At 60.8% G+C, this 22,079-nt stretch carries 21 protein-coding genes and 1 tRNA gene; 16 read left to right on the forward strand and 6 right to left on the reverse strand.

The genetic code is table 11. From position 1 onward, the window contains the following. Nucleotides 1-169 precede the first annotated feature (169 nt). The 3 genes from QTL94_RS11875 to ilvC all read left to right on the forward strand — a co-directional run bounded on the left by QTL94_RS11875 (nt 170) and on the right by ilvC (nt 2,965). On the forward strand, nt 170-1,078 hold the full coding sequence (locus tag QTL94_RS11875) for an AraC family transcriptional regulator (protein WP_289801678.1): 909 nt from the start codon (nt 170-172) through the stop codon (nt 1,076-1,078). Nucleotides 1,079-1,243: 165 nt separating this feature from the next. Continuing rightward, entirely contained in the window at nt 1,244-1,894 is a 651-nt protein-coding gene (locus QTL94_RS11880; RefSeq protein WP_065693675.1) for a TetR/AcrR family transcriptional regulator, read from the forward strand. 51 nt (nt 1,895-1,945) lie between these two features. Then, entirely contained in the window at nt 1,946-2,965 is a 1,020-nt protein-coding gene (gene ilvC, locus QTL94_RS11885) for a ketol-acid reductoisomerase (RefSeq protein WP_065693676.1), read from the forward strand. Between the two features lie 48 nt (nt 2,966-3,013). On the opposite strand, the gene QTL94_RS11890 is transcribed toward ilvC, so the two are convergent. Both QTL94_RS11890 and QTL94_RS11895 read right to left on the reverse strand, forming a co-directional pair. Then, the gene (locus QTL94_RS11890; RefSeq protein WP_289801679.1) at nt 3,014-3,601 is read right to left on the reverse strand and encodes a class I SAM-dependent methyltransferase; all 588 of its coding nucleotides are present in this window, start codon (nt 3,599-3,601) and stop codon (nt 3,014-3,016) included. Nucleotides 3,602-3,680: 79 nt separating this feature from the next. Next, nucleotides 3,681-3,938, reverse strand: coding sequence for a GlsB/YeaQ/YmgE family stress response membrane protein (locus QTL94_RS11895; protein WP_065693678.1), 258 nt, complete (start codon nt 3,936-3,938; stop codon nt 3,681-3,683). Nucleotides 3,939-4,080: 142 nt separating this feature from the next. Here QTL94_RS11895 and QTL94_RS11900 point away from each other — a divergent pair, with 142 nt between their 5' ends. Both QTL94_RS11900 and QTL94_RS11905 read left to right on the forward strand, forming a co-directional pair. After that, nucleotides 4,081-4,545 (forward strand): YidB family protein, encoded by a 465-nt coding sequence (locus QTL94_RS11900; protein WP_289801680.1) that lies wholly within the window; start codon nt 4,081-4,083, stop codon nt 4,543-4,545. A gap of 201 nt (nt 4,546-4,746) precedes the next feature. Beyond that, on the forward strand, nt 4,747-5,970 hold the full coding sequence (locus tag QTL94_RS11905; protein WP_289801681.1) for an aminotransferase-like domain-containing protein: 1,224 nt from the start codon (nt 4,747-4,749) through the stop codon (nt 5,968-5,970). A gap of 21 nt (nt 5,971-5,991) precedes the next feature. Here QTL94_RS11905 and QTL94_RS11910 read toward each other — a convergent pair whose 3' ends face one another. After that, the gene (locus QTL94_RS11910; RefSeq protein ID WP_289801682.1) at nt 5,992-7,050 is read right to left on the reverse strand and encodes an aldo/keto reductase; all 1,059 of its coding nucleotides are present in this window, start codon (nt 7,048-7,050) and stop codon (nt 5,992-5,994) included. Nucleotides 7,051-7,229: 179 nt separating this feature from the next. Here QTL94_RS11910 and QTL94_RS11915 point away from each other — a divergent pair, with 179 nt between their 5' ends. The 8 genes from QTL94_RS11915 (at nt 7,230) to QTL94_RS11950 (ending at nt 15,801) form a co-directional block, all read left to right on the forward strand. Further along, nucleotides 7,230-8,207: an ABC transporter substrate-binding protein gene (locus QTL94_RS11915; RefSeq protein WP_289801683.1), complete on the forward strand. Its 978-nt coding sequence runs from the start codon at nt 7,230-7,232 to the stop codon at nt 8,205-8,207. A gap of 16 nt (nt 8,208-8,223) precedes the next feature. Continuing rightward, nucleotides 8,224-9,918 (forward strand): ABC transporter permease, encoded by a 1,695-nt coding sequence (locus QTL94_RS11920; protein WP_289801684.1) that lies wholly within the window; start codon nt 8,224-8,226, stop codon nt 9,916-9,918. Continuing rightward, nucleotides 9,906-10,934 (forward strand): ABC transporter ATP-binding protein, encoded by a 1,029-nt coding sequence (locus QTL94_RS11925; protein ID WP_289801685.1) that lies wholly within the window; start codon nt 9,906-9,908, stop codon nt 10,932-10,934. The genes QTL94_RS11920 and QTL94_RS11925 overlap by 13 nt, the downstream gene beginning before the upstream one ends. Nucleotides 10,935-11,004: 70 nt before the next feature. Beyond that, nucleotides 11,005-12,114, forward strand: a complete 1,110-nt coding sequence (locus QTL94_RS11930) for an endonuclease/exonuclease/phosphatase family protein (RefSeq protein ID WP_289801686.1) — start codon at nt 11,005-11,007, stop codon at nt 12,112-12,114. After that, nucleotides 12,111-12,857 carry an NUDIX hydrolase gene (locus QTL94_RS11935; protein ID WP_289801687.1) on the forward strand — a complete coding sequence of 249 codons (747 nt, stop codon included), beginning with the start codon at nt 12,111-12,113 and terminating at the stop codon, nt 12,855-12,857. Before QTL94_RS11930 ends, QTL94_RS11935 begins: the two co-directional genes overlap by 4 nt. Before the next feature lie 64 nt (nt 12,858-12,921). Continuing rightward, on the forward strand, nt 12,922-13,833 hold the full coding sequence (locus tag QTL94_RS11940; protein WP_065693686.1) for a PhzF family phenazine biosynthesis protein: 912 nt from the start codon (nt 12,922-12,924) through the stop codon (nt 13,831-13,833). Nucleotides 13,834-13,959: 126 nt separating this feature from the next. After that, a tRNA-Lys gene (locus QTL94_RS11945) sits at nt 13,960-14,035 on the forward strand. A gap of 359 nt (nt 14,036-14,394) precedes the next feature. Further along, complete coding sequence (locus tag QTL94_RS11950) at nt 14,395-15,801, forward strand: adenylate/guanylate cyclase domain-containing protein (RefSeq protein WP_289801688.1); 1,407 nt, start codon at nt 14,395-14,397, stop codon at nt 15,799-15,801. A gap of 71 nt (nt 15,802-15,872) precedes the next feature. Here the strand turns inward: QTL94_RS11950 and QTL94_RS11955 are convergent, their stop codons facing one another. Further along, nucleotides 15,873-17,498, reverse strand: a complete 1,626-nt coding sequence (locus tag QTL94_RS11955) for an arylsulfatase (RefSeq protein ID WP_289801689.1) — start codon at nt 17,496-17,498, stop codon at nt 15,873-15,875. Between the two features lie 294 nt (nt 17,499-17,792). Here QTL94_RS11955 and QTL94_RS11960 point away from each other — a divergent pair, with 294 nt between their 5' ends. Continuing rightward, on the forward strand, nt 17,793-18,077 hold the full coding sequence (locus QTL94_RS11960) for a BON domain-containing protein (RefSeq protein ID WP_065693689.1): 285 nt from the start codon (nt 17,793-17,795) through the stop codon (nt 18,075-18,077). 94 nt (nt 18,078-18,171) lie between these two features. On the opposite strand, the gene QTL94_RS11965 is transcribed toward QTL94_RS11960, so the two are convergent. Next, a complete protein-coding gene (locus QTL94_RS11965) occupies nt 18,172-18,384 on the reverse strand; it encodes a hypothetical protein (RefSeq protein ID WP_113523571.1) in 213 nt (70 codons plus the stop codon). 112 nt (nt 18,385-18,496) lie between these two features. Further along, a complete protein-coding gene (locus QTL94_RS11970; protein ID WP_289801690.1) occupies nt 18,497-19,678 on the reverse strand; it encodes an MFS transporter in 1,182 nt (393 codons plus the stop codon). Nucleotides 19,679-19,856: 178 nt separating this feature from the next. Here QTL94_RS11970 and QTL94_RS11975 point away from each other — a divergent pair, with 178 nt between their 5' ends. Both QTL94_RS11975 and QTL94_RS11980 read left to right on the forward strand, forming a co-directional pair. Beyond that, nucleotides 19,857-20,621, forward strand: coding sequence for a TIM barrel protein (locus tag QTL94_RS11975; RefSeq protein ID WP_502944126.1), 765 nt, complete (start codon nt 19,857-19,859; stop codon nt 20,619-20,621). Between the two features lie 124 nt (nt 20,622-20,745). Beyond that, nucleotides 20,746-21,972, forward strand: a complete 1,227-nt coding sequence (locus QTL94_RS11980) for an adenylate/guanylate cyclase domain-containing protein (RefSeq protein ID WP_289801691.1) — start codon at nt 20,746-20,748, stop codon at nt 21,970-21,972. Nucleotides 21,973-22,079 lie beyond the last annotated feature (107 nt).

Genomic DNA, 22,079 nt, shown 5'->3' on the forward strand with positions numbered 1-22,079 from the left:
CATCGTGTGGAAGGCGGCAGTTCTTTCGGAAGTGCCGTCTCGTCTGCTCGGCTGTGAGTGACCAGCTGGCCTCTACCACATGATTGCGCCGATATCCCTCTCTTGCAGTGGCGCGGCATTGTCCTAAATAAACGCAGCTTCCATTGCATCGAGACACGGATTCCCGCGCATGACCTTGCCCTTCAGTCCTTACCAGGAAATAGCCTCGATCGCGGCGCGGTTCGTCTCCGAGGATGGTGAGGTCGCGACACCGATCGACAATCTGTTCCTGAGCCGACGATCCAGTCCGACACAGCCGCTTCATACGGCTTACCGGCCTTGTTTTGCGCTGGTCCTGCAGGGCGCAAAGAGCCTGCGGCTCGGTTCCGATACGTTGAATTACGGCACTGGCGACTATCTGCTGACATCTCTCGACCTGCCCGTGGCTTCCCGGGTCACGGAAGCGAGCGAACAACAGCCGCATCTCTGTCTGGCGCTGGCCATCGACGGCGAGACACTGGCAACGCTGCTCAGACGGATCGATGTGCCGCGGCAGACGACGGACGCCAGCGTCCTGCGCGGCATGGCGGTCAACGTTGCGCCTCCCGAATTGCTAGATGCCGCCGTGCGGCTGCTGCGGCTGCTCGATCGTCCAAACGAGATCGCCGCGATGGCCCCCTTGATCGTTGAGGAGATCCTCTATCGTATCCTGATGGGGCCGGATGGCCCGCGCCTTCTCAACATCGCAATGGCAGAAAACCAGGGCAACAAGATTGCCCGCGCGGTGGCATGGCTGCGCGGAAATTTCTCCAAGCCCTTGCGGATCGAGGAACTTGCCGAGCGCGTCAACATGAGCGTGTCGTCGTTTCACCACCATTTCAAGTCGGTGACGGCCATGACGCCGGTCCAGTATCAGAAGCAGCTTCGGCTGCACGAGGCGAGGCGCCTGATGGTCGTCGATCGGCTGGATGTCGGGACGGCGGGCTTTCGTGTGGGCTATCAGAGCCCGTCGCAGTTCAGTCGCGAATACAGCCGGCTTTATGGCTTGTCACCACTGAGGGATGTGGAGTCGGCGCGCGATCCGGTGGCCGCGGAGTAGCCTGCGGCCGGTACCGTATGCCCGTCCACCTGTTTCGGTGGACGATGCTGTTTCAGGACCGGTTTTCCGGTCCGCGATTTCGTAAAATGCTGCTTGACGCACACGGCGGTTTGCAGCATAAAGCCCACGAACCGTACCGTACGGTACTTATCGGGAGCTTACGTCGTGTCTGTCGAAAACTTGGAGCCCAGCGAATTTTCGCCGCGCCAGAACGCTGTTCTGGAACAGGCGTTGCGGCTGCTCGTGGACGGCGGCGAAAAGGCTCTGACGACCTCGGGCGTCGCTCGTGCGGCTAACTGCTCGAAGGAAAGCCTCTACAAGTGGTTCGGTGATCGCGACGGCCTTCTTTCGGCGATGATCGCCTACCAGGCGAGCAAGGTCCGTACCTTCGAACGCAATGGCGAGCGCCTGACGGCGACCTCCCTGCATGACCATCTGGTGATCTTCTCGCGTGACCTTCTCGAAGTGCTTGCGGGCGATGTGTCGCTGGCGCTGAATCGCCTCGCGATCGGCCAGTCGCACCGCGACGGCTCCAAGCTCGGCAAGCTGCTGCTGGAGCGCGGTCGGCGCCAGATCGATCGCCGCGCCATGGGGCTGATCGATTCCGGCAAGCGTGCCGGGTTGCTTCGTTTCAACGATGCCGATGAGGCGTATCATACGCTCTATGGCCTGATCGTTTCCGACCTTCATGTCCGCATGCTGCTCGGAGAGCCGGGCAGCAAGGATACGGCCCGCCAGGCGGAGAAGGCGGTGACCGCCTTCCTGCGGCTCTACGGCTCGGAAAAAGCTCTCGCGGAGATGCCGCTTATCGGCTGATTTCGCTTTTACTGACAGTCAAACAAGACAAGCAAAGGGAAGGACATTCAAATGCGCGTCTATTACGATCGTGATGCAGATCTCAACCTCATCAAGTCGAAGAACGTCGTCATCGTCGGCTACGGTTCCCAGGGTCGCGCACACGCCCTGAACCTGAAGGACAGCGGCCATGCCAACGTGGCGATCGCTCTCAAGGCCGGCTCGCCGACCATCAAGAAGGCAGAAGCCGATGGCTTCAAGGTCATGACCGTTGCCGACGCCGCCAAGTGGGGCGACCTGATCATGATGGCGACGCCTGACGAACTGCAGGCCGAAATCTACAAGACCGACATCGCCGGCAACATCCGTGATGGCGTTGCTATCGCTTTTGCACACGGCCTCAACGTCCACTTCGGCCTGATCGAGCCGAAGGCTTCGCTCGACGTCGTCATGATCGCGCCGAAGGGCCCGGGCCACACGGTTCGCGGCGAATACCAGAAGGGCGGCGGCGTTCCCTGCCTCGTTGCCGTTCACCAGAACGCTTCGGGCAACGCTCTTGAACTCGCTCTCTCCTACGCTTGCGGCGTTGGCGGCGGTCGTTCGGGCATCATCGAAACCAACTTCCGCGAAGAGTGCGAAACCGACCTCTTCGGCGAACAGGTCGTTCTCTGCGGCGGTCTCGTTGAGCTGATCCGCGCCGGCTTCGAAACGCTGGTTGAAGCTGGCTACGCGCCAGAGATGGCCTACTTCGAGTGCCTGCACGAAGTGAAGCTCATTGTCGACCTGATCTATGAAGGCGGCATCGCCAACATGAACTACTCGATCTCGAACACGGCTGAGTGGGGCGAATACGTCACCGGTCCGCGCATCATCACCGCTGAAACCAAGGCTGAAATGAAGCGCGTCCTGCACGACATCCAGACCGGCAAGTTCACGTCCGACTGGATGCAGGAATACAAGGCTGGCGGCTCGCGCTTCAAGGGCATCCGCCGCATGAACGACAGCCACCAGATCGAAGAAGTCGGCGCCAAGCTGCGCGGCATGATGCCTTGGATCGGCAAGAACAAGCTGGTCGACAAGTCCGTCAACTAAGCGTTGCGATCGCAAGATCTTTGAGGGCCGGTGCGAAAGCGCCGGCCCTTATTTTTGTGCGCGCATCGCGAGCCACCGTGTCGGCTTGCGGTCGTAGCCGGTGCCATCGGTCTCCGATATGACGATCTGGTGCCAACCGCTGCCGCCCAGCATGTCTGAAAGCAATTCTGCGGAGAGATAATTGTAGTAGCGCCCGAAGCCGTCATGCCCTTCGGCATCGCCGGCCTTGAACGTGGCGTGCAATATCCCGCCGGGTTTGAGAGCCCGCCTGATGCGCTCGAGAACGCCCGGCAGCTCCGTGCGCGGTACATGCAACAGAGAGGCCTCAGCCCAGGTGCCGTCGAATGCGTCTTCGGCATCGAGCTCATCAAAGCGCATCACCTGCACAGGGCGTCCGAGCAGGGCTTCGGCTTTTGCCGCCAGCTCTGCCGATCCGTCCGTCGGCGTGACCTCAAAGCCTTGCGACAGCATGTAGACACTGTCCTGACCACCACCGCAACCGAGCTCGATGATCGATGCGCCTGCCGGGAGGGCCGAGAGGAAGGCATCAAGCCGCCGGATGGGAAGCGTTCGATTGCGCGCGGCATAGTCGACCGCGTTCTGTCTGTAGAATGAGAACGTGCCTTCGCTGCACATGCTGGCTCATTTCAATCGCTGAGATCGCGCGCCAGCCTTCACCGACGCGCGGCGCCCGAAGGGCATTATCCGACAGGCATCAGATCGACCGGCGGCCACTCACGGCATGGTAGAGCCAGAGCACGACGACCGCGCCGATGACGGCGACCACCAGGCTGTAGATGTTGAAGCCGGTGACGCCGGATGCCCCGAAGAAGGTGAAGATCACGCCGCCGACGATGGCGCCGACGATGCCGAGCACGATGTCCATCAGCATGCCCGAGCCCGTCTTGTTGACGATCTTGCTGCCAATAAAACCTGCAATCAATCCAAGAATAATCCAGCCGATAACAGACATCTGTGAAGTCCCTCCTTGAATGGCCGAATAATCCGACCATTTCCGTTTCGTAGCTAAAGTGAAGATGCGGGAATTCAAGCCTCGGCTGGCTGGATATTGCGTCTTTACTCTTCTCGCCGAGAAATTGAAAAAGGAGGATGACATGGGAATCTTTGATGACGCCGTTCCCGGCGGCAATATCTCGAAGCCGATCATGATCGCGCTCGGCGCGTTGCTTGTCGGCAAGCTTCTCGGCGGTCGTGGTGCACCGGAGGACGCGGCACCCCAGCAGCAGCCGAACGCGCAGGCGGGTGACGATGGAGGCCTGCTCGGAAGTCTGGGCGGTCTTGGTGGATTGGGCGGCCTGCTCGGAAAACTGGCTGAAGCAGGGCAGGGATCCACGGTCGACTCCTGGGTCAAGCCTGGCCAGAACCAGCCGATCGCACCGGGAAGTCTCGAAAGTGCGCTTGGCTCACAGACCATCAGCGATCTCGCCCGGCATGCCGGCATCAGCGAGCAGGAGCTGCTGAAGCAGCTTTCGACGGTCCTGCCAGGTGTCGTCGACAAGCTCACGCCGCAAGGCCAGATTCCAAGCCAGGAGCAGGTTGCTTCGCTCTTCCGCTCCTGATCGGCACATCACTCAAATGCAAGTCCTGCCCTTGCTCCCGGATGGGAGCAAGGGCAGGAAGCGCATGCTCATTGACCTCGATTTTTTGGACTGACGGCCGCGAAAAATTGTCACGGTAGCAAACTAATAGGTCAGTAATGTTGACTTATCATTTGTTGCGTGTTTCTCTGCCTTAAAGACAAAAAATTACGAGGAAACCCTATGTTGAATTGGGACGGCATCTTTGCAACGCGCTCGTCGCGGATGCGCGCATCGGAAATTCGCGAGCTTTTGAAGCTGCTTGACCAGCCTGATATCATCTCGTTTGCCGGTGGCATTCCTGATCCGGCCCTGTTTCCCGACAAGGAATTCAAAGCCGCCTATGTCGACATTTTCGACAGCACGGCGGTGAATTCAGCGCTGCAATATTCCGTCAGTGAGGGCTACAAGCCGTTGCGCGAATGGCTCGTCGGCGAACTGGGCAAGCTCGGCATCCCGTGCGGCGTCGATAACGTCTTTATCGTCTCCGGCTCGCAACAGGGGCTCGATTATCTCGGCAAGCTCTTCCTTTCACCGAACGATACGGCGCTGGTGACCTGGCCAACCTATCTTGGCGCCCTGCAGGCCTTCAACGCCTACGAGCCGACCTATGACCAGCTGACGCCCAACGGCAACCGGACGCCGGATTCCTATCGGGCGCAGGCGGCTCAAGCGGGCGGGAAGGTAAAATTCGCCTATCTCTCGGCTGACTTTTCCAATCCGACCGGCGAGACGGTGGATCTGGCCGGGCGCGAAAAGCTAATAGCGCTCGCCAACGAGATGGATATCGCCATTATCGAAGATGCGGCGTATCAGTCGCTGCGCTATGACGGCGAGGCGATCCCGCCGATCCTGTCGCTTGAAATTGCCGAGAAGGGCGACATCGACAGGACCCGGACGATCTATTGCGGCTCGTTCTCCAAGACGCTGGCGCCGGGCCTGCGCGTCGGCTTTATCGTCGCCAACGCGCCTGTTATCCGCAAGCTGGTGCTGATGAAGCAGGCGGCCGACCTGCATTCCTCGACGATCAACCAGATTGCGATCGCGCAGGTCGCGCAAAGAGGTTTCGACGCTCAGGTCGCGAAAATCAGGGCAGCCTACAGCAAGCGGCGCGACGTGATGTTGGCCGCGCTCGCCAGGCACATGCCCGAGGGCGTGAGCTGGACGAAGCCGGAGGGCGGCATGTTTGTCTGGGTCACGCTGCCGAAGGGCATGGATGGTGCCAAGCTGCTCGCGAAATCGATCGAGACAGTCAAAGTGGCCTTCGTGCCGGGACGTGCCTTCTTCGCCGATGGTTCGGGCGAAAACACTTTCCGCATGAGCTTCTCTTCGAGCAACGAGGAGAAGATCGAGGAAGGCATCGCCCGTCTCGGAAAGCTGATCGCAGGCGAGATCGGCGGCCAGTGAGCCGCCGACCGTTTCGGTCTCTTATTGATTAAGGTGCGGGCTGAGCAGGGATAGATCGGCGTCGCCAAGCCTGTCGCTGGCGGTGTTGCGCTGGTGCCAGTAGGGATAGAGCAGCTGCGGCAGGCTGACATCGTCTAGACGCTTGCGCTCTTCCGCCGAGAGCTTCAGCTCGGCTGCCGCCAGATTATCCTTGAATTGCGCTTCCGTGCGCCCGCCGATGATGACTGATGTCACCGCCTGGCGATCAATGAGCCAGGCGAGCGCCACCTGGGCGGCCGAGACATTGCGGCTTTCGGCGATCGATACCAGCGTCTCGACGATATTCCACAGGCGGTTCTCGTCGCGGATCGGCGGCTCGGTCCAGCCGGCGAACTGGCGCGTGCCTTCGGGGGCTGCCTGGTCGCGGCGGTGCTTGCCGGAGAGAAGGCCGCCGGCGAGCGGGCTCCAGACCAATACGCCCAACCCCTGGTCGAGGCTGATCGGCAGCAGCTCGAATTCGGCGTCGCGGGCTTCCAGCGTGTAGTGGATCTGCTGGCTGACGAAGCGTTCGCGGTGCTCGCGCTCGCTGATGCCGAGTGCCTTCATGATGTGCCAGCCGGAGAAGTTGGAGCATCCGACGTAGCGGACCTTGCCCTGCTTCACGAGCGTATCGAGCGCCTCCAGCGTTTCCTCGAGCGGCGTCTGGCCGTCCCATTCGTGAACCTGGTAGAGATCGATGACATCGGTCTTCATGCGCTTGAGGCTGGCTTCGCAGGCGCTGATCAGGTGGTAGCGCGAATTGCCAGCGTCGTTCGGACCTTCGCCCATCGGGAACCGAGCCTTGGTGGCGATCAGCGTGCCGTTCTTTCTGACGCCGCCGAGGATTTCGCCGATGATCTCCTCGGACGCGCCCGCCGAGTAGACGTCGGCCGTATCGATGAGGTTGACGCCGGCGTCGATGCACATGTCGACCAGACGGCGGGCTTCCGAAACGCCGAGGTCGCCCACGGTCTTTGCCCAGCCCTTGCCGCCGAAGGTCATGGTGCCCATCGTAAGCGTCGAAACCCTCAGGCCCGAGCGGCCCAATTGGCGGTATTCCATAAGTCTTCCTCCGATCCCGAAAAATGAACAATCAAAACGCGCGCTAGAAGATAGAGGTGAGGTGACGGGGTCAAGGGCGGTTTGGTCGGTCCATTGGCTTCTCGCCAAAGACCGACTGTCACAATCATGTTAATCCAGCTGTCTATGGAACAGGCCTTCCATCACCGAGGGCATTATCCATGAAGACCATTGTTTCCGCCGCAGCGCTTCTCGCCGCGAGCCTGTTTGCCATTCCTGCGAACGCCGCCAATCTCGTGCTCTACACGAGCCAGCCGAACGAGGATGCGCAGGCAACTGTCGATGGCTTCATGGCTGCCAATCCAGATATCAAGGTTGATTGGGTGCGTGACGGAACGCCGAAGATCATGGCGAAGCTGCAGGCCGAGATCGAGGCCGGAAACCCGGTTGCCGATGTTCTCCTCATCGCCGATACGGTGACGCTCGAGCGCTTGAAGGAAGCAGGCAAGCTGCTTGCCTACAAGTCGCCGGAAGCTGCCAACTACGATGCCGCGCTCTATGACGCAGACGGCTACTATTACTCGACCAAGCTGATCACCACCGGGATCGTCTACAACACGTCCGCAACCCTGAAGCCGACCAGCTGGAAGGACCTGACGAAGCCTGAGGCCAAGGGTCTGGTGACGATGCCGAGCCCGCTGACCTCCGGCGCCGCTCTCATCCACGCGCAGACGCTGGCCGGTGTCGATGGTCTTGGCTGGGACCTCTACAAGGATCTTGCTGCGAACGGCGCAACCGCTGCCGGCGGCAACGGCGCGATCCTGAAGGCGGTCGCCTCGGGCGAAAAGGCATACGGCATGATCGTCGACTACATGCCGATCCGCGAAAAGGCGAAGGGCGCTCCTGTCGAGTTCGTCTTCCCGAGCGAAGGCGTCTCGGCAGTGACCGAGCCGGTGGGCATTCTTTCCAGCAGCAAGAACGCCGACGCGGCGAAGAAATTCGTCGATTACGTTCTGTCGGAAAAGGGCCAGGAAGGCTTCCTTAAGCTCGGCTATATCCCGGCTCGCAATGGCATGTCGGTTCCGGAAGGTTTCCCGGCGCGCGACAGCATCAAGGTGCTGCCGATCAACGCTGCCGCGGCGCTGAAAAGCACCGATGCCGACCTGAAGACCTTCTCGGGCATCTACGGCTCCAACTGATCGACGCAGACAGTCGATGCACGGATATGTTCGTCCCGGAAACAGCCAGCCCGTCTGGCTGTTTACTTTTATCATCCTGATCGTCCTGATTCTCAGCGTTCTTCCGTTGGCGCGGCTGGCGATGACAGGTGCCGCAGCGCTTGCCAATGGTGGAGCTGCCGCGGTCCTTGCCGATCCGGCGCTGTGGTCGGCGACCTACTACACCCTGGTGACGGCTCTGTTCGGTACGATCATTTCGCTGATGATCGGCTGCGCCTTTGCCTTTCTGCTGACGCTGACGGATGTCGGGGCAAAAGGCCTGCTGAGCTTTCTGTTTGTCTTGCCGATGATGATCCCGCCGCAGGTCACGGCCCTTGCCTGGGTGCAGATGTCGGGGCCTTCGAGCCCGCTTCTGAAGGCGTTGCACATCGCGCCGCCGCTCGGTTCGCCGCAGCCTCTCTATTCGGTCGGCGGCATTGCGCTTCTCTACGGCGTTCAGCATGCGCCGCTCGTCTTCCTGGCGCTGCGGGCAGGGCTGATGGCCCTGCCGCGTGATGGCGTCGAGGCGGCAAGGCTGTCGGGCGCTTCCAGTTTGCGTGTGTTTCTCGATATCATCCTGCCGCTGTCGCTGCCGGGGATCATCGCAGGGGCCGCGATTTCCTTTGTTTCCTGCACCGGCAATTTCGGTATTCCCGCCATCCTTGGCATTCCTGCCTCGATCTACACCCTTCCGACTCTGATCTTCACGAAGTTCTCCGCGTTCACCAGCCGGACGTTCGGCGATGTGGCGCTGTTGTCGGCGATCATCGCGATCATCTCTGTGACGGGTCTTGCCATCCAGGATCGTGCCCTGCGCGGCCGTGATTATCGCGTGCTCGGCCTTTCGGGTGCGACGGCGGCGTTCCAGCTTGGCCGCTGGAAGTTGCTCGTGGCGCCGCCTCTCTGGCTGACGCTGTTCTTCATGCTTGCCGCGCCATTCTTCGCGCTTCTGGCAGGTGCGCTCGTTCCTGCTTACGGTGTGCCGCTCACCTTCAAGACGATGTCGTTCAATGCCTTTCATGAAATCCTGTTCCGGCAGGCGGTAACCAGGACTGCCTTCGTCAATTCATTGTCGCTGGCGAGCGGGACTGCCATGTGTCTCCTTCTGGTGACAGTGCTTGCCGCCTACGCGCTGACGAAGCGCAAGGATGTGTTGAGCCGGGTCGTTTCGAGCGTCATCGAGATCCCGTATTCACTGCCCGGCATCGTAATGGCTGTATCGTTCATTCTCGTCTTTGCCGCACCGATCCCGCTCCTCCATGTGACCTTGTATGGGACGATTTGGATCATCCTGATTGCCTATCTCTCCAGCTTCTTTGCCGTCAGCCTCAAGCCTGTCGTGAGTGCTTTTCACCAGCTCGATCCGGCACTTGAGGAGGCGGCGCGATTGTCCGGCGCCGGATTCTTCCGGCGCCTGAAGGACATCATCGTGCCTTTGATCGCACCAGCGGCGGGCGCCGCCGTCATCCTGGTTTTCCTGATTGCCTGCAACGAGCTGACGATTTCGGCTCTGCTCTGGTCGGCAGGGACGCAGACGCTCGGCGTTGCAATCTACAATCTCGATGACAGCGGCAGCTCCGATCTTGCCTCGGCGCTCTCCGTGCTTGTCGTTCTCATGGTCGTTTTCATGATGCTGTTGCTGGAACTGCTGGCAAAGCGGCTGCCGAAGGGAGTCGTTCCGTGGCGAAGCTGATCCTCAATCGTGTTGCAAAGGATTTTGGCACGGGCCGGGCGGCCGTCAGCGACCTGTCGCTGGATGTCCGGGAAGGCGGCTTCCTGGCGCTGCTCGGGCCCTCCGGCTGCGGCAAGACGACGGTGCTGCGAATGATCGCGGGGTTCGAGACACCCACGGACGGTTCCATCCACCTCGGCGAGCGCCTGCTGGCCGATGCGTCCCAGGCGCTGCCGCCGGAAAAGCGCAACATGGCTATGGTATTCCAGTCCTACGCGCTGTGGCCGCACATGAGTGTTGCCGACAATGTCGGCTACCCCCTGAAGGTGCGTGGCATCTCGGGCGACGCCTATCGGCAAAAAGTGGGCGAGGCGCTGTCGACGGTGAGGCTCGGCGACTACGCGGACCGGCGTCCGGCTGATCTGTCGGGTGGCCAGAGGCAGCGTGTGGCGTTGGCGCGCTGCCTCGTGACATCGCCTGACGTCGTCCTGCTCGACGAGCCGCTCGCCAATCTCGACCGGCATCTGAAGCAGGAGATGGAAGAGACCTTTCGTGAGTTCCACCAGCGCTCCGGCGCTACGATGGTCTACGTTACGCACGACCAGAGCGAGGCGATGGCACTGGCCACGGACGTTGCGGTGATGTCAGAGGGGCGGTTGTTGCAAGTGGCGCCGCCAGCCGACATCTATGCGCGACCGGAAGGACGCATCGTGGGCGAGCTGATCGGGCGCGGGGCTATCCTTTCCCTTCCGTCTCCGGATGGTGACATCAGGCGGCTGGAGTGGAAGATGATCGCGCCATTGCTGGCGCGCAGCGCGAACGGTGACCGGAGCGCGGATATTCTCGTGCGGCAGGAGGATGTCGTTCTGGATGCCGAGGGCATCGCCGCCACCGTCGAATCCATGCTTTACGAGGGCGAGCGGTACGCCGCGCGGTTGCGGCTTGCTGACGGCCAGGTCCTGCGCGCCTACAGCCGCCTGCCGTTATCGGTCGGCGAGGAGGTCAGGGTGGTCATTCGTGGTGCGTGGCGGTTGTGAACGGCGAACCGGGCTTTTCGAACCGGTCGTTCGTCTCTACTAATGGTGTAGTGCCAATCGGAAATGCCTGATGTCGTTACGCATTGCTACGTTCAACGTCGAAAACCTCATGACGCGTTTCGACTTTACCGGGTTCCGCAACCAGTTGCGCCAGGATCGCGTGATCAAGCTCTTCGAGGTGCGCAGCGAAGGGGTTTACCAACAGCTTGAGCAGGCCCGTGTGATCGCCTCCACCGACGACACGCGGCAGATGACGGCATTGGCGATCGCTGATGCCGACGCCGACATTCTGTGCCTGCAGGAGATCGACAACATGGAGGCATTGCAGGCCTTCGAATACGGCTATCTCTTCCGGATGGTGGGCACCGGCTATCGGCAGAAGTACCTGGTCGAGGGAAATGACAGCCGTGGCATCGATGTCGCCGTGCTGATGCGCGAGGAAACCCGTGACGGTCAAAAGATCGAACTCAAGGAGATCAAGAGCCACGCGATGACGACCTATCGCGATCTTGGTCTTTTCGACGAGAATCTGGCCACGACCAGCCATATCGACGACAAGATCTTCAAGCGGGATTGTCTTGAGCTCGATCTTCTTGTCGGAGGTCTCCCGATGACCCTCTACGTCGTCCATTTCAAATCCATGGGGTCGCCGCGGGATGGGCTCGACGGTCGGCGCTACACGATGCCTGTCCGGCGTGCGGAGGCGAGGGCGGTGCGTCGCATCATCGAAGACCGCTTCGGGGCCGGGCACACTGTCGGCAAACGCTTCGTGATCTGCGGCGACATGAACGATTATCAGGAGCGCGTCGATGTGATTGGCGCGCGCCGCGCGGGTTACACCTTCGACCACCAAGTCGAGAGCGAGAGCGCGCTCGATGTCTTCAGCCATGACGGGTTTGCTGAGAACGTCGTTCGCCGTCGCGATCCGCTTGATCGCTGGACGCTCTACCACGCCCGCGGACCGGAGGAACAATGGCTGTGCCAACTTGATTACATCTGGCTGTCTCCGGCGCTTGCGAAAGCAAACGCCGGACGGCTCCCTGAAATTGTCCGCAATGGCCAACCCTACCGGACGGTCTTTCCGCCGGGGCAAGAGGTCGAACGCTATCCTCGAACGGGGTGGGACCGACCGAAGGCCTCCGACCATTGCCCCGTCGTCATGACATTGGATCTGATATGAACGCACCTGTACCTGATGACTTCATAGGCTGGCCCGCCGAACGGACAGTCTTTCCTCTCTCAGGGCTCGATCTCCGGGTGGTGCCCGGCGATCATCCGCTTTACCTTGCTGAGCAAGAAGCGATTGCCGAAAACTGGGCCAGGGAAACGGCTGCCAACCCGGCGTTGTTCGACGGGCGGATGGTCTTTCAAAGGCGGTTGACGCTGACCGATCAAGGCTTGGTGGGCGAGGGGCATGTCATTCCTTTTTCGGCCTTCATGTGGTGGCGCAAGCAGTCCGACCGACGTGGCGGCATCCATCTCTTCGCCTATCCGGTCCTGGAAACATCGGACGGCGCGCTTGTCGCCATCCGCATGGGCGCGCACACAGCCAACCCGGGTCAGGTCTACTTCGCCGCGGGCTCGCTGGAGCCGGAGGATGTCGTGGACGGGCGCTGCGATCTGGAGGCCAACATGCGGCGCGAAGTCCTCGAGGAAACCGGCCTCGATCTCAAGGCGGCTCGGGCTGGGGACCGATATTTCGCAAGCCGTATCGGGCGGACAGTGGTGGTGATGCGCCTCTTCCGGTTCGACCTGACCGCCGATGAACTGACCGACCGTATCCATGCACACATGCTGGTTGCCGAGGATCAGGAGATATCAGGTGCGGTTGCAATCCGGTCTGCCGATCACACTGCGCAACCCTACAATATTGCGATGCTGCCGGTGATCGACTGGTACTTCGGTGGAGAGCGGGGCGCCTGACGCCTTGCACTTGCTTTCGGTGTCGGGCAGGTTGACGCACGAGGATCGACAGTAGGAGGCCGATGTGGCGCGCAGCTACAGCGTCTATGACGTGTTCACCGATCGCCGGCTTGCCGGGAACCCACTGGCCGTTATCTTCGACGGTGACGGCTTGAGCGACGAGGCGATGCAGGCAATCGCCAAGGAGTTCAATCTCTCGGAGACGGTCTTCGTCCAGCGTGCCAGCAATCCGGCCTATACGGCGCGACTTCGCATTTTCACGCCCGGCCGCGAACTGCCGTTTGCCGGGCATCCGACCGTGGGAACGGCCATTGCGCTGGCCGAGCAGGCGCATGGCGGCAGCACGATCGATATCGTCTCGGTGCTGGAGGAGAACGTCGGGCCCGTGCGGTGCGCGGTCAAGCTCAAGGCTGAGGATGCGAGCTTTGCGGAATTCGACCTGCCGCGGAAGTCGCAGCAGATCAACATGCCGCTCGACCGGCTGGGCATCGCCAATGCCCTATCGCTCAAAGTGACCGAGATCGGGTTCGAGAACCATTTGCCCTCACTGTGGAGCGCCGGCGTTCCGTTTCTGATGGTGCCGGTGCACGACGTCGGTGCGGCACAGCGACTCGATTTCGATCCGCAGCTGTGGGAAACGACCGTGCCATTCGTCGACGGCGCGCTTGCCTCGGCCTACATCTACTGTCGCGGTGGCGTGAACCACGTCGCGAAGTTTCACACGCGGATGTTTGCCAGCGGCATGGGCATTGTGGAGGACCCGGCGACCGGCTCGGCGGCGGCGGCGCTCTCCGGCGCGATCCACCACTTCGACCGTCTGACGGATGGCCACCATGGCGTCTTGATCGAGCAGGGTGTGGAAATGGGCCGCCCCTCCTTCATTCACCTGCACATGGATATCGAAGGAGGGGCGATTTCCAACGCGCGGATTGGCGGCCAGGCAGTGCGTCTCGCAAGCGGCACATTGGACCTTTGATTTCATTGCATTTCAGCCATGCACAAAAACTTCGCGATTGTTGAAAGAATTTTCGGAAGGGCGCTAGACAAGCTGAACGATCCTGTTTATACGCCCTCTCACACCACGCAAACAAGCGCGGCGGACGGGTGATTAGCTCAGTTGGTAGAGCAGCTGACTCTTAATCAGCGGGTCGTAGGTTCGAGCCCTACATCACCCACCAAACTCTTGTTTCTACTCTCAAATAGCAGATAGAAACGCCCTTTGGGCGCAAGTGGTAACAGGTCGAAAAATATCCCTGTCACCTGATTTTTCTCGCAAAGTTTCTGACAGAATCACTCCTTTAAATTGAAGCGCTAACGCGATCGAAAGCGACTCGGTTTTTGTCGTAGGCGAACGAACCTCGGATGATTCGCCGTTGGTGTTCCGGCGCCGTCATCACGGCCGCCGGGTGATTTTTTGCTGGCGGGACCAAACGATTCTTTGAGCCAAGGCACCGCGATATCGGTGAGGAATTTCTCGTGCTATAATTTTGTCAGGCTGGCGTTGTTCGCCATCGCGTTACACGCGGAGACCTGTCGAATGAGCGAAGTAGACGTGCTTTTTGTCACCTTGCGACAGGCTGCCGATCCGCAGACGGTCGAGTGCATCGAGAGCGTGGTCATGCGCGGCTCCGACCGCGATCTCAATCGTATCAATGCGCTCGCCTTCGCCGACAAGCATCATCTCGATCAGGAGAAAACCATCGCGGCGCTTCTCCACGCAGCCCGAATAGGTCTGTTCGAGATGACATGGAATGTCCTTTGTCCGGGGTGTGGCGGCGTCCTGGATAGCGGCACGACATTGAAAGGTGTCGACCAGGAGAGCTACCATTGCGCGCTCTGTGCGGCCGGATATGAACCGACCCTCGACGAGATGGTCGAGGTTACGTTTACCGTCAGCCCGCGCGTGCGCAGGATTGCGGCCCACGAACCCGATCTGCTGCCTCCGATGGAGTACTATCGGCAAATTTTCTTCTCGTCCGGGGTCGATCTGCCGGAGGACTTCGAATCGCGGTTTGGAAGCAGCGTATTGGAGATGATCGAGCTCGATCCGGGCGAGAAGGCTTTCGTCTCGCTGCAATTGCCGGCGCAATTCGTCATCATTTTCGATGCCGTGACGCACTCGGCGCAGTTCATCGACGTGACGGGTGAACCCACCGCCGAACGGCAGAACCTGTCGATGGTCATCAGCCCTGGTCATGCCTCGAACGAAACGCTTACGCTGCGGCCCGGCCCGCTACGCCTTACGCTGGAAAATCATACCGACCGCAGGGTCGTGCCGAATGTCTGCGTCGCGGGAGATGAGTTGCATGACATTCTCGGTCGAAGGCGCGCCTTCCTCACGGCCAAGCGTCTGTTGACGAACCAGAGTTTCAGGGACATCTACCGGACCGACACGCTGGATGTCGACCAGCGCCTCAAGATCACCAGCCTGACGTTTCTCTTCACCGATCTGAGGGGGTCGACCGCTCTCTACGAGCGCGTCGGGGACCTCGCGGCGTTCGATTTGGTGCGGGCGCATTTCAGGGTTCTTCACGAGATTGTCGCCGCGGAAGCGGGGGCAGTGGTCAAGACGATCGGGGATGCTGTCATGGCAACCTTCCCAAGCCCGGATCGCGCCGTGGCGGCCGCCCTGCGGATGCGGGAGGCCATGCTGCGGCTGAATGCCGAGCGCGGTAGCGAGGACCTCCTTCTCAAGATAGGCATCCACGAGGGGCCATGCCTTGCCGTCAGCCTGAACGACCGGCAGGACTACTTCGGCCAGACTGTCAATATCGCGTCACGGGTTCAGGGGCTTGCTGATCCCAATGTGATCCTGACGACGGAGGCGATCGTTGCCGATAGCCACGTTTCAGAGATCCTGCATGACAGGAGCATCAACTCGGTCTCGCGGATGGAGGAACTGCATGGCATCGCGAGGGAAGTGAAGATCTTCGCGCTGTCATGAGGGGAGCGACACTCGATGCAGTTGGAGCCGCGCTCCCGTTCCAGAGATCGGGTGCGCGGCTCCTTGTCTGATCATTTCTCGATGCCGCGGTCCTTGAAGGACTGGTCGATCGCCTTGTCCACCTCGGCGCGGGCACCTTCCATGTTGAAGCTGGCGCCGCGTTGGCTCGGCGGATACTTCACGAAGGTTTCCAGAAATGCCACGGCCTTCAATTGAGCCTTCACCAGCAGATAGTCGTTTCGTGCGAGGAAGTCGTTGTACTGGTCGGAAACGATATCGGCCCGCTCATAAGGATCCATGCGCAGGTTGAAGAGCTTGGGAACGCGCCATGTCACGAACGGCGTTTGCCAGACTGCGAAACCGCCCGGTGCCGGCTGCTCCTTGAAGACAACTTTCCAGTCGTCGAAGCGGGTCGCGACAAGGTCGCCGTCGTCATCGAAATAGTGGAACTCGGTGCGAGCGCTCTTGTCCGATTTGCCGGTCAGGTAGTCGAGCTGGTTATAGCCATCCAGGTGGTCCTTGAAGGTCGTCGCGCTTCCTTCAGGCTTCCAACCATCCAGCAGGCGATTCTTTACGTCAGGGTCGCCGGCTGCGGCAAGAAGGGTGGGGAACCAGTCGAGGCCAGAGAACATCTGGTTCGAGACCTGGCCAGGCTTGATGTGGCCGGGCCACCGTACCATTGCCGGGACGCGGAACGCGCCTTCCCAGTTGGTGTCCTTTTCACTGCGAAACGGCGTCGTCGCAGCGTCCGGCCAGGACCATTGGTTCGGACCGTTGTCGGTAGTGTAGATGACGATGGTGTTGTCGGTGACACCAAGGTCGTCAAGCGCCTTGAGAAGCTTGCCGACATCGCCGTCATGCTCGACCATGCCATCGGCATACTCGTTGCCGACCATGCCGCTTTGACCCCGCATGGAGTCGCGGACGTGGGTGAAGGCATGCATGCGCGTGGTGTTCATCCAGGTGAAGAACGGCTTGTTTTGCTTGACCTGACGGCCGATGAAATCGATCGCTGCGGCGGTGGTTTCGTCATCGATGGTCTCCATGCGCTTCTTGGTGAGCGCACCGGTATCCTCGATCTTGCCATCGGCAGACGCCTTGACGACGCCACGGGGGTTATAGGCCTTGAGGAAGGCCGGATCGTCCTTCGGCCAGTAGGGAGCCTCCGGCTCTTCCTCGGCGTTCAGGTGATAGAGATTGCCGAAGAACTCGTCGAAGCCGTGGTTGGTCGGCAGGTATTCGTCCTTGTCGCCCAGGTGGTTCTTGCCGAACTGTCCGGTGGCATAGCCGAGTGGCTTCAGCGCCTGGGCGATCGTGATGTCGCCGGGCTGCAGGCCGACAGGAGCACCGGGTGCACCGACCTTGCAGAGGCCGGTGCGCAGGCATGCCTGCCCGGTGATGAAGGTCGAGCGTCCCGCCGTGCAGCTGTTCTCGGCGTAATAATCCGTGAAGATCATGCCCGACTTGGCGATGCTGTCGATGTTTGGTGTCTGGTAGCCGACGAGGCCCATCGAGTAGGCGCTGATGTTCGTCTGGCCGATGTCGTCACCGAAGATGACGAGGATGTTCGGTTTCGCGCCGCTGGCTGCGGGAGTTGCCGTCTGGGCAAGCGCCGTCGAGGCAAAGGGCAGGGACGAGAGCCCCAAGGCGACCGCTGCGGTCGCACCAAGAAGTCTTCGCGAAAAAGAAGTGGTCATGACAGCCTCTTCCTATGCTGCAGGTCATTCAACATTACGCTCTCCTTTGGCAGCGGTCTTTCAGACCGCCGGAATGGGATGGTCGCAGTTCGACGTCTGCAGAGTTCTTCAGAACGGCGCCGGAGGTAAGTACGTTACTGTAAATTCGGACCGCATTTACGTTGCGACGGCGTTTGCGCGTCCGTCGCGGGGCAGAGGCGGGTAAACGGAGCGTGATACCCCGACATGTCATAGTTAATGGACGGCTGTTCTATCGACCGGTAGCCTTCCAGCTTACCGAAGTGGGAGGAACACATGGTCTTACGTTTGGACGCTCATGGTTGGTCGCTCAGCAGCTTTGAAGCTGGGCATAGCTCATCAGCCACCAAGGCTGCCGTGCGGTGCGCGCTGGAGGCATCGTCGGACTTCGACAGCACGCGCGTTATCGTATCCACGCTCGGCGATTATGTCGTTCTGGAAGGATTTGTGCGGTGTCAGGGCGACGATGCGCTGGCCGTCGATATCGCGGCCTCGATCGTGGGGCCCGCCCGCGTTCACAACAGGCTGATATGCCGGGGCTTTCCCAAGAATACCAACTAAGCGCTAGCCGTTACCGGCTGTCTGGCGGAGGAGCACGGACTGTTGCCCATGCGGCTCCGGCCTGCGGACGACCGCCGCTGCAATAAGCGCCAGCTTAGAATTTCGTGTTCTTCGACAACTGCCACGTTCCTGTGTCATCCGGCTCGACGCGCTTGTTGCCGCGGTAGAAAATCGGCAGCCCCGTCTTCTTGTCCATGGAGAAACGGCTGGGCGTGAACTTTTCATCCTCATGGCCAGCGATAGCGAGGTTAAGCGCCTCCTTGAACTTACCGGCCTTGCACAGGCTGATAAAGAGTGTCTGATCCATCGCTTGCTCCACTGTCCTTGCGCATTCCAAGGATTGTCTGTCAGCATCGGTTGATCGGGTCAACCGTCAACGAGCCTCTCCATATCGATGTCCCGCCGGCGCGGACGCCAAATCAGGTCGCGCTGCGTTCGGGAAGCTCCGGAAGAGAAGGGTCGGCCTTGCGACCGGCCAGCGATTTGATCGAGACGAGCGCATAGACGATGAACGGCAGACAGACGAGGTAGGCTGTCCTGATGCCGGCGTGCTCGGCGATGAAGCCGAGAAGCGGAGGCGCCAGGAAGAAGACCACGAACGACATCTGGCCAAGGGCCGCGACGTTGATATGCGCCGGGCGGTCGGTACGCTGTGCGGCCGCGGAGACTGCCAGCGGGTAGACGGCGCTGCATCCGCCGCCCATCAACGCAAAGCCCATGAGCGCGACATAGGGATGTGGCGCTGCCCAGACGGCGCAAACGCCGATCGCCGCCAAAACGAGGAGGACGCTGGCCACTGCATGGGCGCCGAAACGGTCGACCTGCGGGTCGATGAACAGGCGCGCACCGGCCATGAAGAAGGTGAAAAGCGTCAGCCCGAGACCGCCAACGAAAGGTTCGGACGCGAAGACGTCGCGCATGTAGATGGCCGACCAGTCGATGCCGGCACCTTCGACGAGGAAGGCTGCGATACCGATGCCGCAAAGCGGCAGCAGGCCCCAGGTCGGAAGCGCTATCAGAGGCGCCTTTACCTCTTCGCCCGTGTCTCTCGCGGGCGCATTGCGCATGCCGGCGATGGCGATGGTGCCGACGATGGCAACGGCGGTGAAGGTCAGGGCAAGATGCAGCTGCATCGGCACACCTGCCTGCCGGATCGCGGACGCCGCAAGAGCTGTCAGAAAGAAGCCGAGGCTCCAGAAGCCATGTGCCCGGTTCATCACGCCGCGACCGAGTTGCGCCTCGATGCGGTCGATCTCGACGTTGAGATTGATTTCCAGAGCGCCGGCAAGAAGTCCCTCGAAGAAGAGAATGGCGAAGACAAGCGGTGCGCTCGTTGCCCAGGGCACGGATGCCAGCAGGGCGGAGCTTCCCAGGACTGTGATGAAAGCCGTGGTTCTGGCGCCCAGGCGTGCGATGATCGGCGACGCGAAGGTCAATGAAATCAGCGCCCCGATTGCAGCACCGATCAACGTCAGCCCAAGTTCGGACTTATCGACCCCAAGCGCCATCTGCAGGTCGGGCATGCGAGCGAGCAACGCGCCCATCGACACGGCAAACAGGAAGAAACAGACATAGATTCTGTGCTGCGGTGCAAATCGCATTGCGCTACTCCGGGAGGCGATACGCACGATCGTGCGCGGCTGATCTTGTAGGTTTGGTATGCGGCCGACACAACCCCTGATCAGCCAGTTGCGCGTAAAAAGCCACCGGGAGTCTTTGTCCTATTGCAATCCGGTGACGATTGCGTCCTGATCAGTGCAAATTCGGGAAGAGGGCATCATGAAATTATCCGCATGCGTAGAGTGGCTGTTTGCAGCCGAGGCTGACAATTTTGCCGACCGTATCCGGCTGGCGCACACGAGCGGCCTGGAGGCGGTGGAGTTCTGGAAGTGGACGAACAAGGATCTCGGCAGCATCGAGTGGGCCTTGAACGAAACCGGCATCGAACTCGCCAGCTTCGTTGCCGAGCCGATGATTCCGCTCACGGACAGTGCCAATCGCGATGCCTTTCTCGATGGATTGAAGCGTTCGATCGACGTCGCAAGGCGACTGGGCGCACGCACGCTGATTGCGCAGGCGGGCGATGATCTGGAAGGTAAATCGCGGGAGGGGCAGAAGGCTGTGCTGGTCGAGACGTTGACCCGCGCCGGCGAGGTGCTGGAGGGTAGCGGCGTGCGGTTGGGCGTCGAGCCCTTGAATACGCTGATTGACCACGTCGGTTACTTCCTGCACTCGACGGTGGAAGGGATCGAAGTGGCCAAGGCGACCGGTCGCGCCGAGATCGGCATCATCTACGACGTCTATCATTCCGCCGTGATGGGAGAGCATACCCCGGCGGTGATCGACGACAATATCGACCGCGTCTTCCATGTCCACATCGCCGATCACCCTGGGCGCAACGAGCCTGGCAGCGGCGAGATCGACTTGCGCAAGCGCGTCGGCTGGCTGATCGAGCAAGGCTACAGCGGCGCGATCGGCCTTGAATACCGGCCTTTGGCGTCAAGTGCAGAGACAATTGCCGCAACGCGGCAGATTCTCGGCTAAGGGGTAAAAATTCCACCGATCTTGTGGTGGTGGCCATTCCATTCCACGATGGGGAACCCCATCTTGCGAAGCAGGAACGTTTTTCCAGTTGTACCCGTTTTCTGGCATCTCCGGAGTGTCCGCCATGCAATCCTTTCCGAGCCCCACGCCTGATTTGCGCGACGAGAGCGAACCGGCGTGGCCGCGGCAGCGCACAAAGATCCTCGATTGGCTGGTGAAAGAGACTCGCGATGAACGCTTCATCGACAATATCCTGGTGCAGCTGTGCCAAAGGTTGCGGGACGAGGGTGTTCCGGTGGCCCGGGCGACGATGCATTTCCGAACCCACCATCCGCAGTGGCTGGGCGCGCGGATTTTATGGAGCACGGGTCTGAAGGAGGCGAAGATCGCCACCTTCGGCTACGGCATCGAAAACACACCGCAGTTCCTGAAGAGCCCGGTGAACGAGATATTCAGCGGTGCGCACGAAGTCCGCAAGAATCTGGCGACGATGCGCGAGGGCGATGGCCATCACGAGTTCTACGACGAGCTACGGCAGGAGGGGTTGACCGAGTATATCGCGTGGCCGATGGAGCACACGCTTGGCAAGCGCCATATCGTGACGTTTGGCAGCGACCGGCCCGGCGGCTTTACCGACGCGCACGTCGCAATGCTCGAAGACCTTCTGCCGGCGTTGACGCTGGTGACCGAGATCCGGCTGAAGAACATTCTGGCGCGTACGTTGCTGCAGACCTATGTGGGCCCACATGCCAGCGAGCAGATCCTGGCGGGGGCAACGACCCGCGGCAGCGGCGCAACGGTCGGGGCGGCAATCCTCATTTGCGACCTGCGCGATTTCACGACCATATCGGATCACTGGCCGCGCGATGATGTCATCGAACTGCTCAACGCCTATTTCGACGCGATGTCCGAGCCGATCGAGCGGCATGGCGGCGAAATACTGAAATTCATGGGCGACGGCATGCTGGCGATCTTCCCCTTGACCAATCCCACCGCCTGCGCGGATCTGCTGAGCGCCATAAAGGAGGCCGAGGTGGCAATCGCGGCCCTAAATGAGCAGAACAGGAAAGACGGTCGCCAGGTGCTTCGCTACGGCATCGGAGTCCATGTCGGGGATGTTATGTATGGCAATATCGGTTCCCGCCGCCGCCTCGACTTTACGGTGATCGGCCCTGCCGTCAACGTGGCTTCGCGGCTTGAAAGCCTGACGAAGGAGATCAAGCGACCCGTGCTTCTCTCCGGGGCATTCGTGGAAATGGCGTCCTGCCAGGCCGATATGGAGTCCCTTGGTTCATTCCCGCTGCGGGGGCTCGGGCAGCCCGTCGACGTCTTTGCGTTTCCGAACGAATGAGGCTCCATCAGGAGCTCTGTGGCCTCGCGGCGCTGGGATCGGATGGCTGTTCCTAAACACGCTCTGACGCGATAGGAAGGTGAGCGACTGAGTCCCACCCGCCTGCC

The organism is Rhizobium sp. S96 (assembly GCF_030382195.1).
GTDB lineage: Bacteria > Pseudomonadota > Alphaproteobacteria > Rhizobiales > Rhizobiaceae > Rhizobium.

Coding starts and splice junctions, on each gene's coding strand:
- QTL94_RS11890 (WP_289801679.1), bottom strand. CDS start 3,601: ATGTGCAGCGAAGGCACGTTCTCATTCTACAGACAGAACGCGGTCGAC.
- QTL94_RS11980 (WP_289801691.1), top strand. CDS start 20,746: ATGCAATCCTTTCCGAGCCCCACGCCTGATTTGCGCGACGAGAGCGAA.
- QTL94_RS11975 (WP_502944126.1), top strand. CDS start 19,857: ATGAAATTATCCGCATGCGTAGAGTGGCTGTTTGCAGCCGAGGCTGAC.
- QTL94_RS11875 (WP_289801678.1), top strand. CDS start 170: ATGACCTTGCCCTTCAGTCCTTACCAGGAAATAGCCTCGATCGCGGCG.
- QTL94_RS11935 (WP_289801687.1), top strand. CDS start 12,111: ATGAACGCACCTGTACCTGATGACTTCATAGGCTGGCCCGCCGAACGG.
- QTL94_RS11950 (WP_289801688.1), top strand. CDS start 14,395: ATGAGCGAAGTAGACGTGCTTTTTGTCACCTTGCGACAGGCTGCCGAT.
- QTL94_RS11965 (WP_113523571.1), bottom strand. CDS start 18,384: ATGGATCAGACACTCTTTATCAGCCTGTGCAAGGCCGGTAAGTTCAAG.
- QTL94_RS11900 (WP_289801680.1), top strand. CDS start 4,081: ATGGGAATCTTTGATGACGCCGTTCCCGGCGGCAATATCTCGAAGCCG.
- QTL94_RS11955 (WP_289801689.1), bottom strand. CDS start 17,498: ATGACCACTTCTTTTTCGCGAAGACTTCTTGGTGCGACCGCAGCGGTC.
- QTL94_RS11930 (WP_289801686.1), top strand. CDS start 11,005: ATGTCGTTACGCATTGCTACGTTCAACGTCGAAAACCTCATGACGCGT.
- QTL94_RS11960 (WP_065693689.1), top strand. CDS start 17,793: ATGGTCTTACGTTTGGACGCTCATGGTTGGTCGCTCAGCAGCTTTGAA.
- QTL94_RS11895 (WP_065693678.1), bottom strand. CDS start 3,938: ATGTCTGTTATCGGCTGGATTATTCTTGGATTGATTGCAGGTTTTATT.
- ilvC (WP_065693676.1), top strand. CDS start 1,946: ATGCGCGTCTATTACGATCGTGATGCAGATCTCAACCTCATCAAGTCG.
- QTL94_RS11905 (WP_289801681.1), top strand. CDS start 4,747: ATGTTGAATTGGGACGGCATCTTTGCAACGCGCTCGTCGCGGATGCGC.
- QTL94_RS11970 (WP_289801690.1), bottom strand. CDS start 19,678: ATGCGATTTGCACCGCAGCACAGAATCTATGTCTGTTTCTTCCTGTTT.
- QTL94_RS11910 (WP_289801682.1), bottom strand. CDS start 7,050: ATGGAATACCGCCAATTGGGCCGCTCGGGCCTGAGGGTTTCGACGCTT.
- QTL94_RS11920 (WP_289801684.1), top strand. CDS start 8,224: ATGCACGGATATGTTCGTCCCGGAAACAGCCAGCCCGTCTGGCTGTTT.
- QTL94_RS11915 (WP_289801683.1), top strand. CDS start 7,230: ATGAAGACCATTGTTTCCGCCGCAGCGCTTCTCGCCGCGAGCCTGTTT.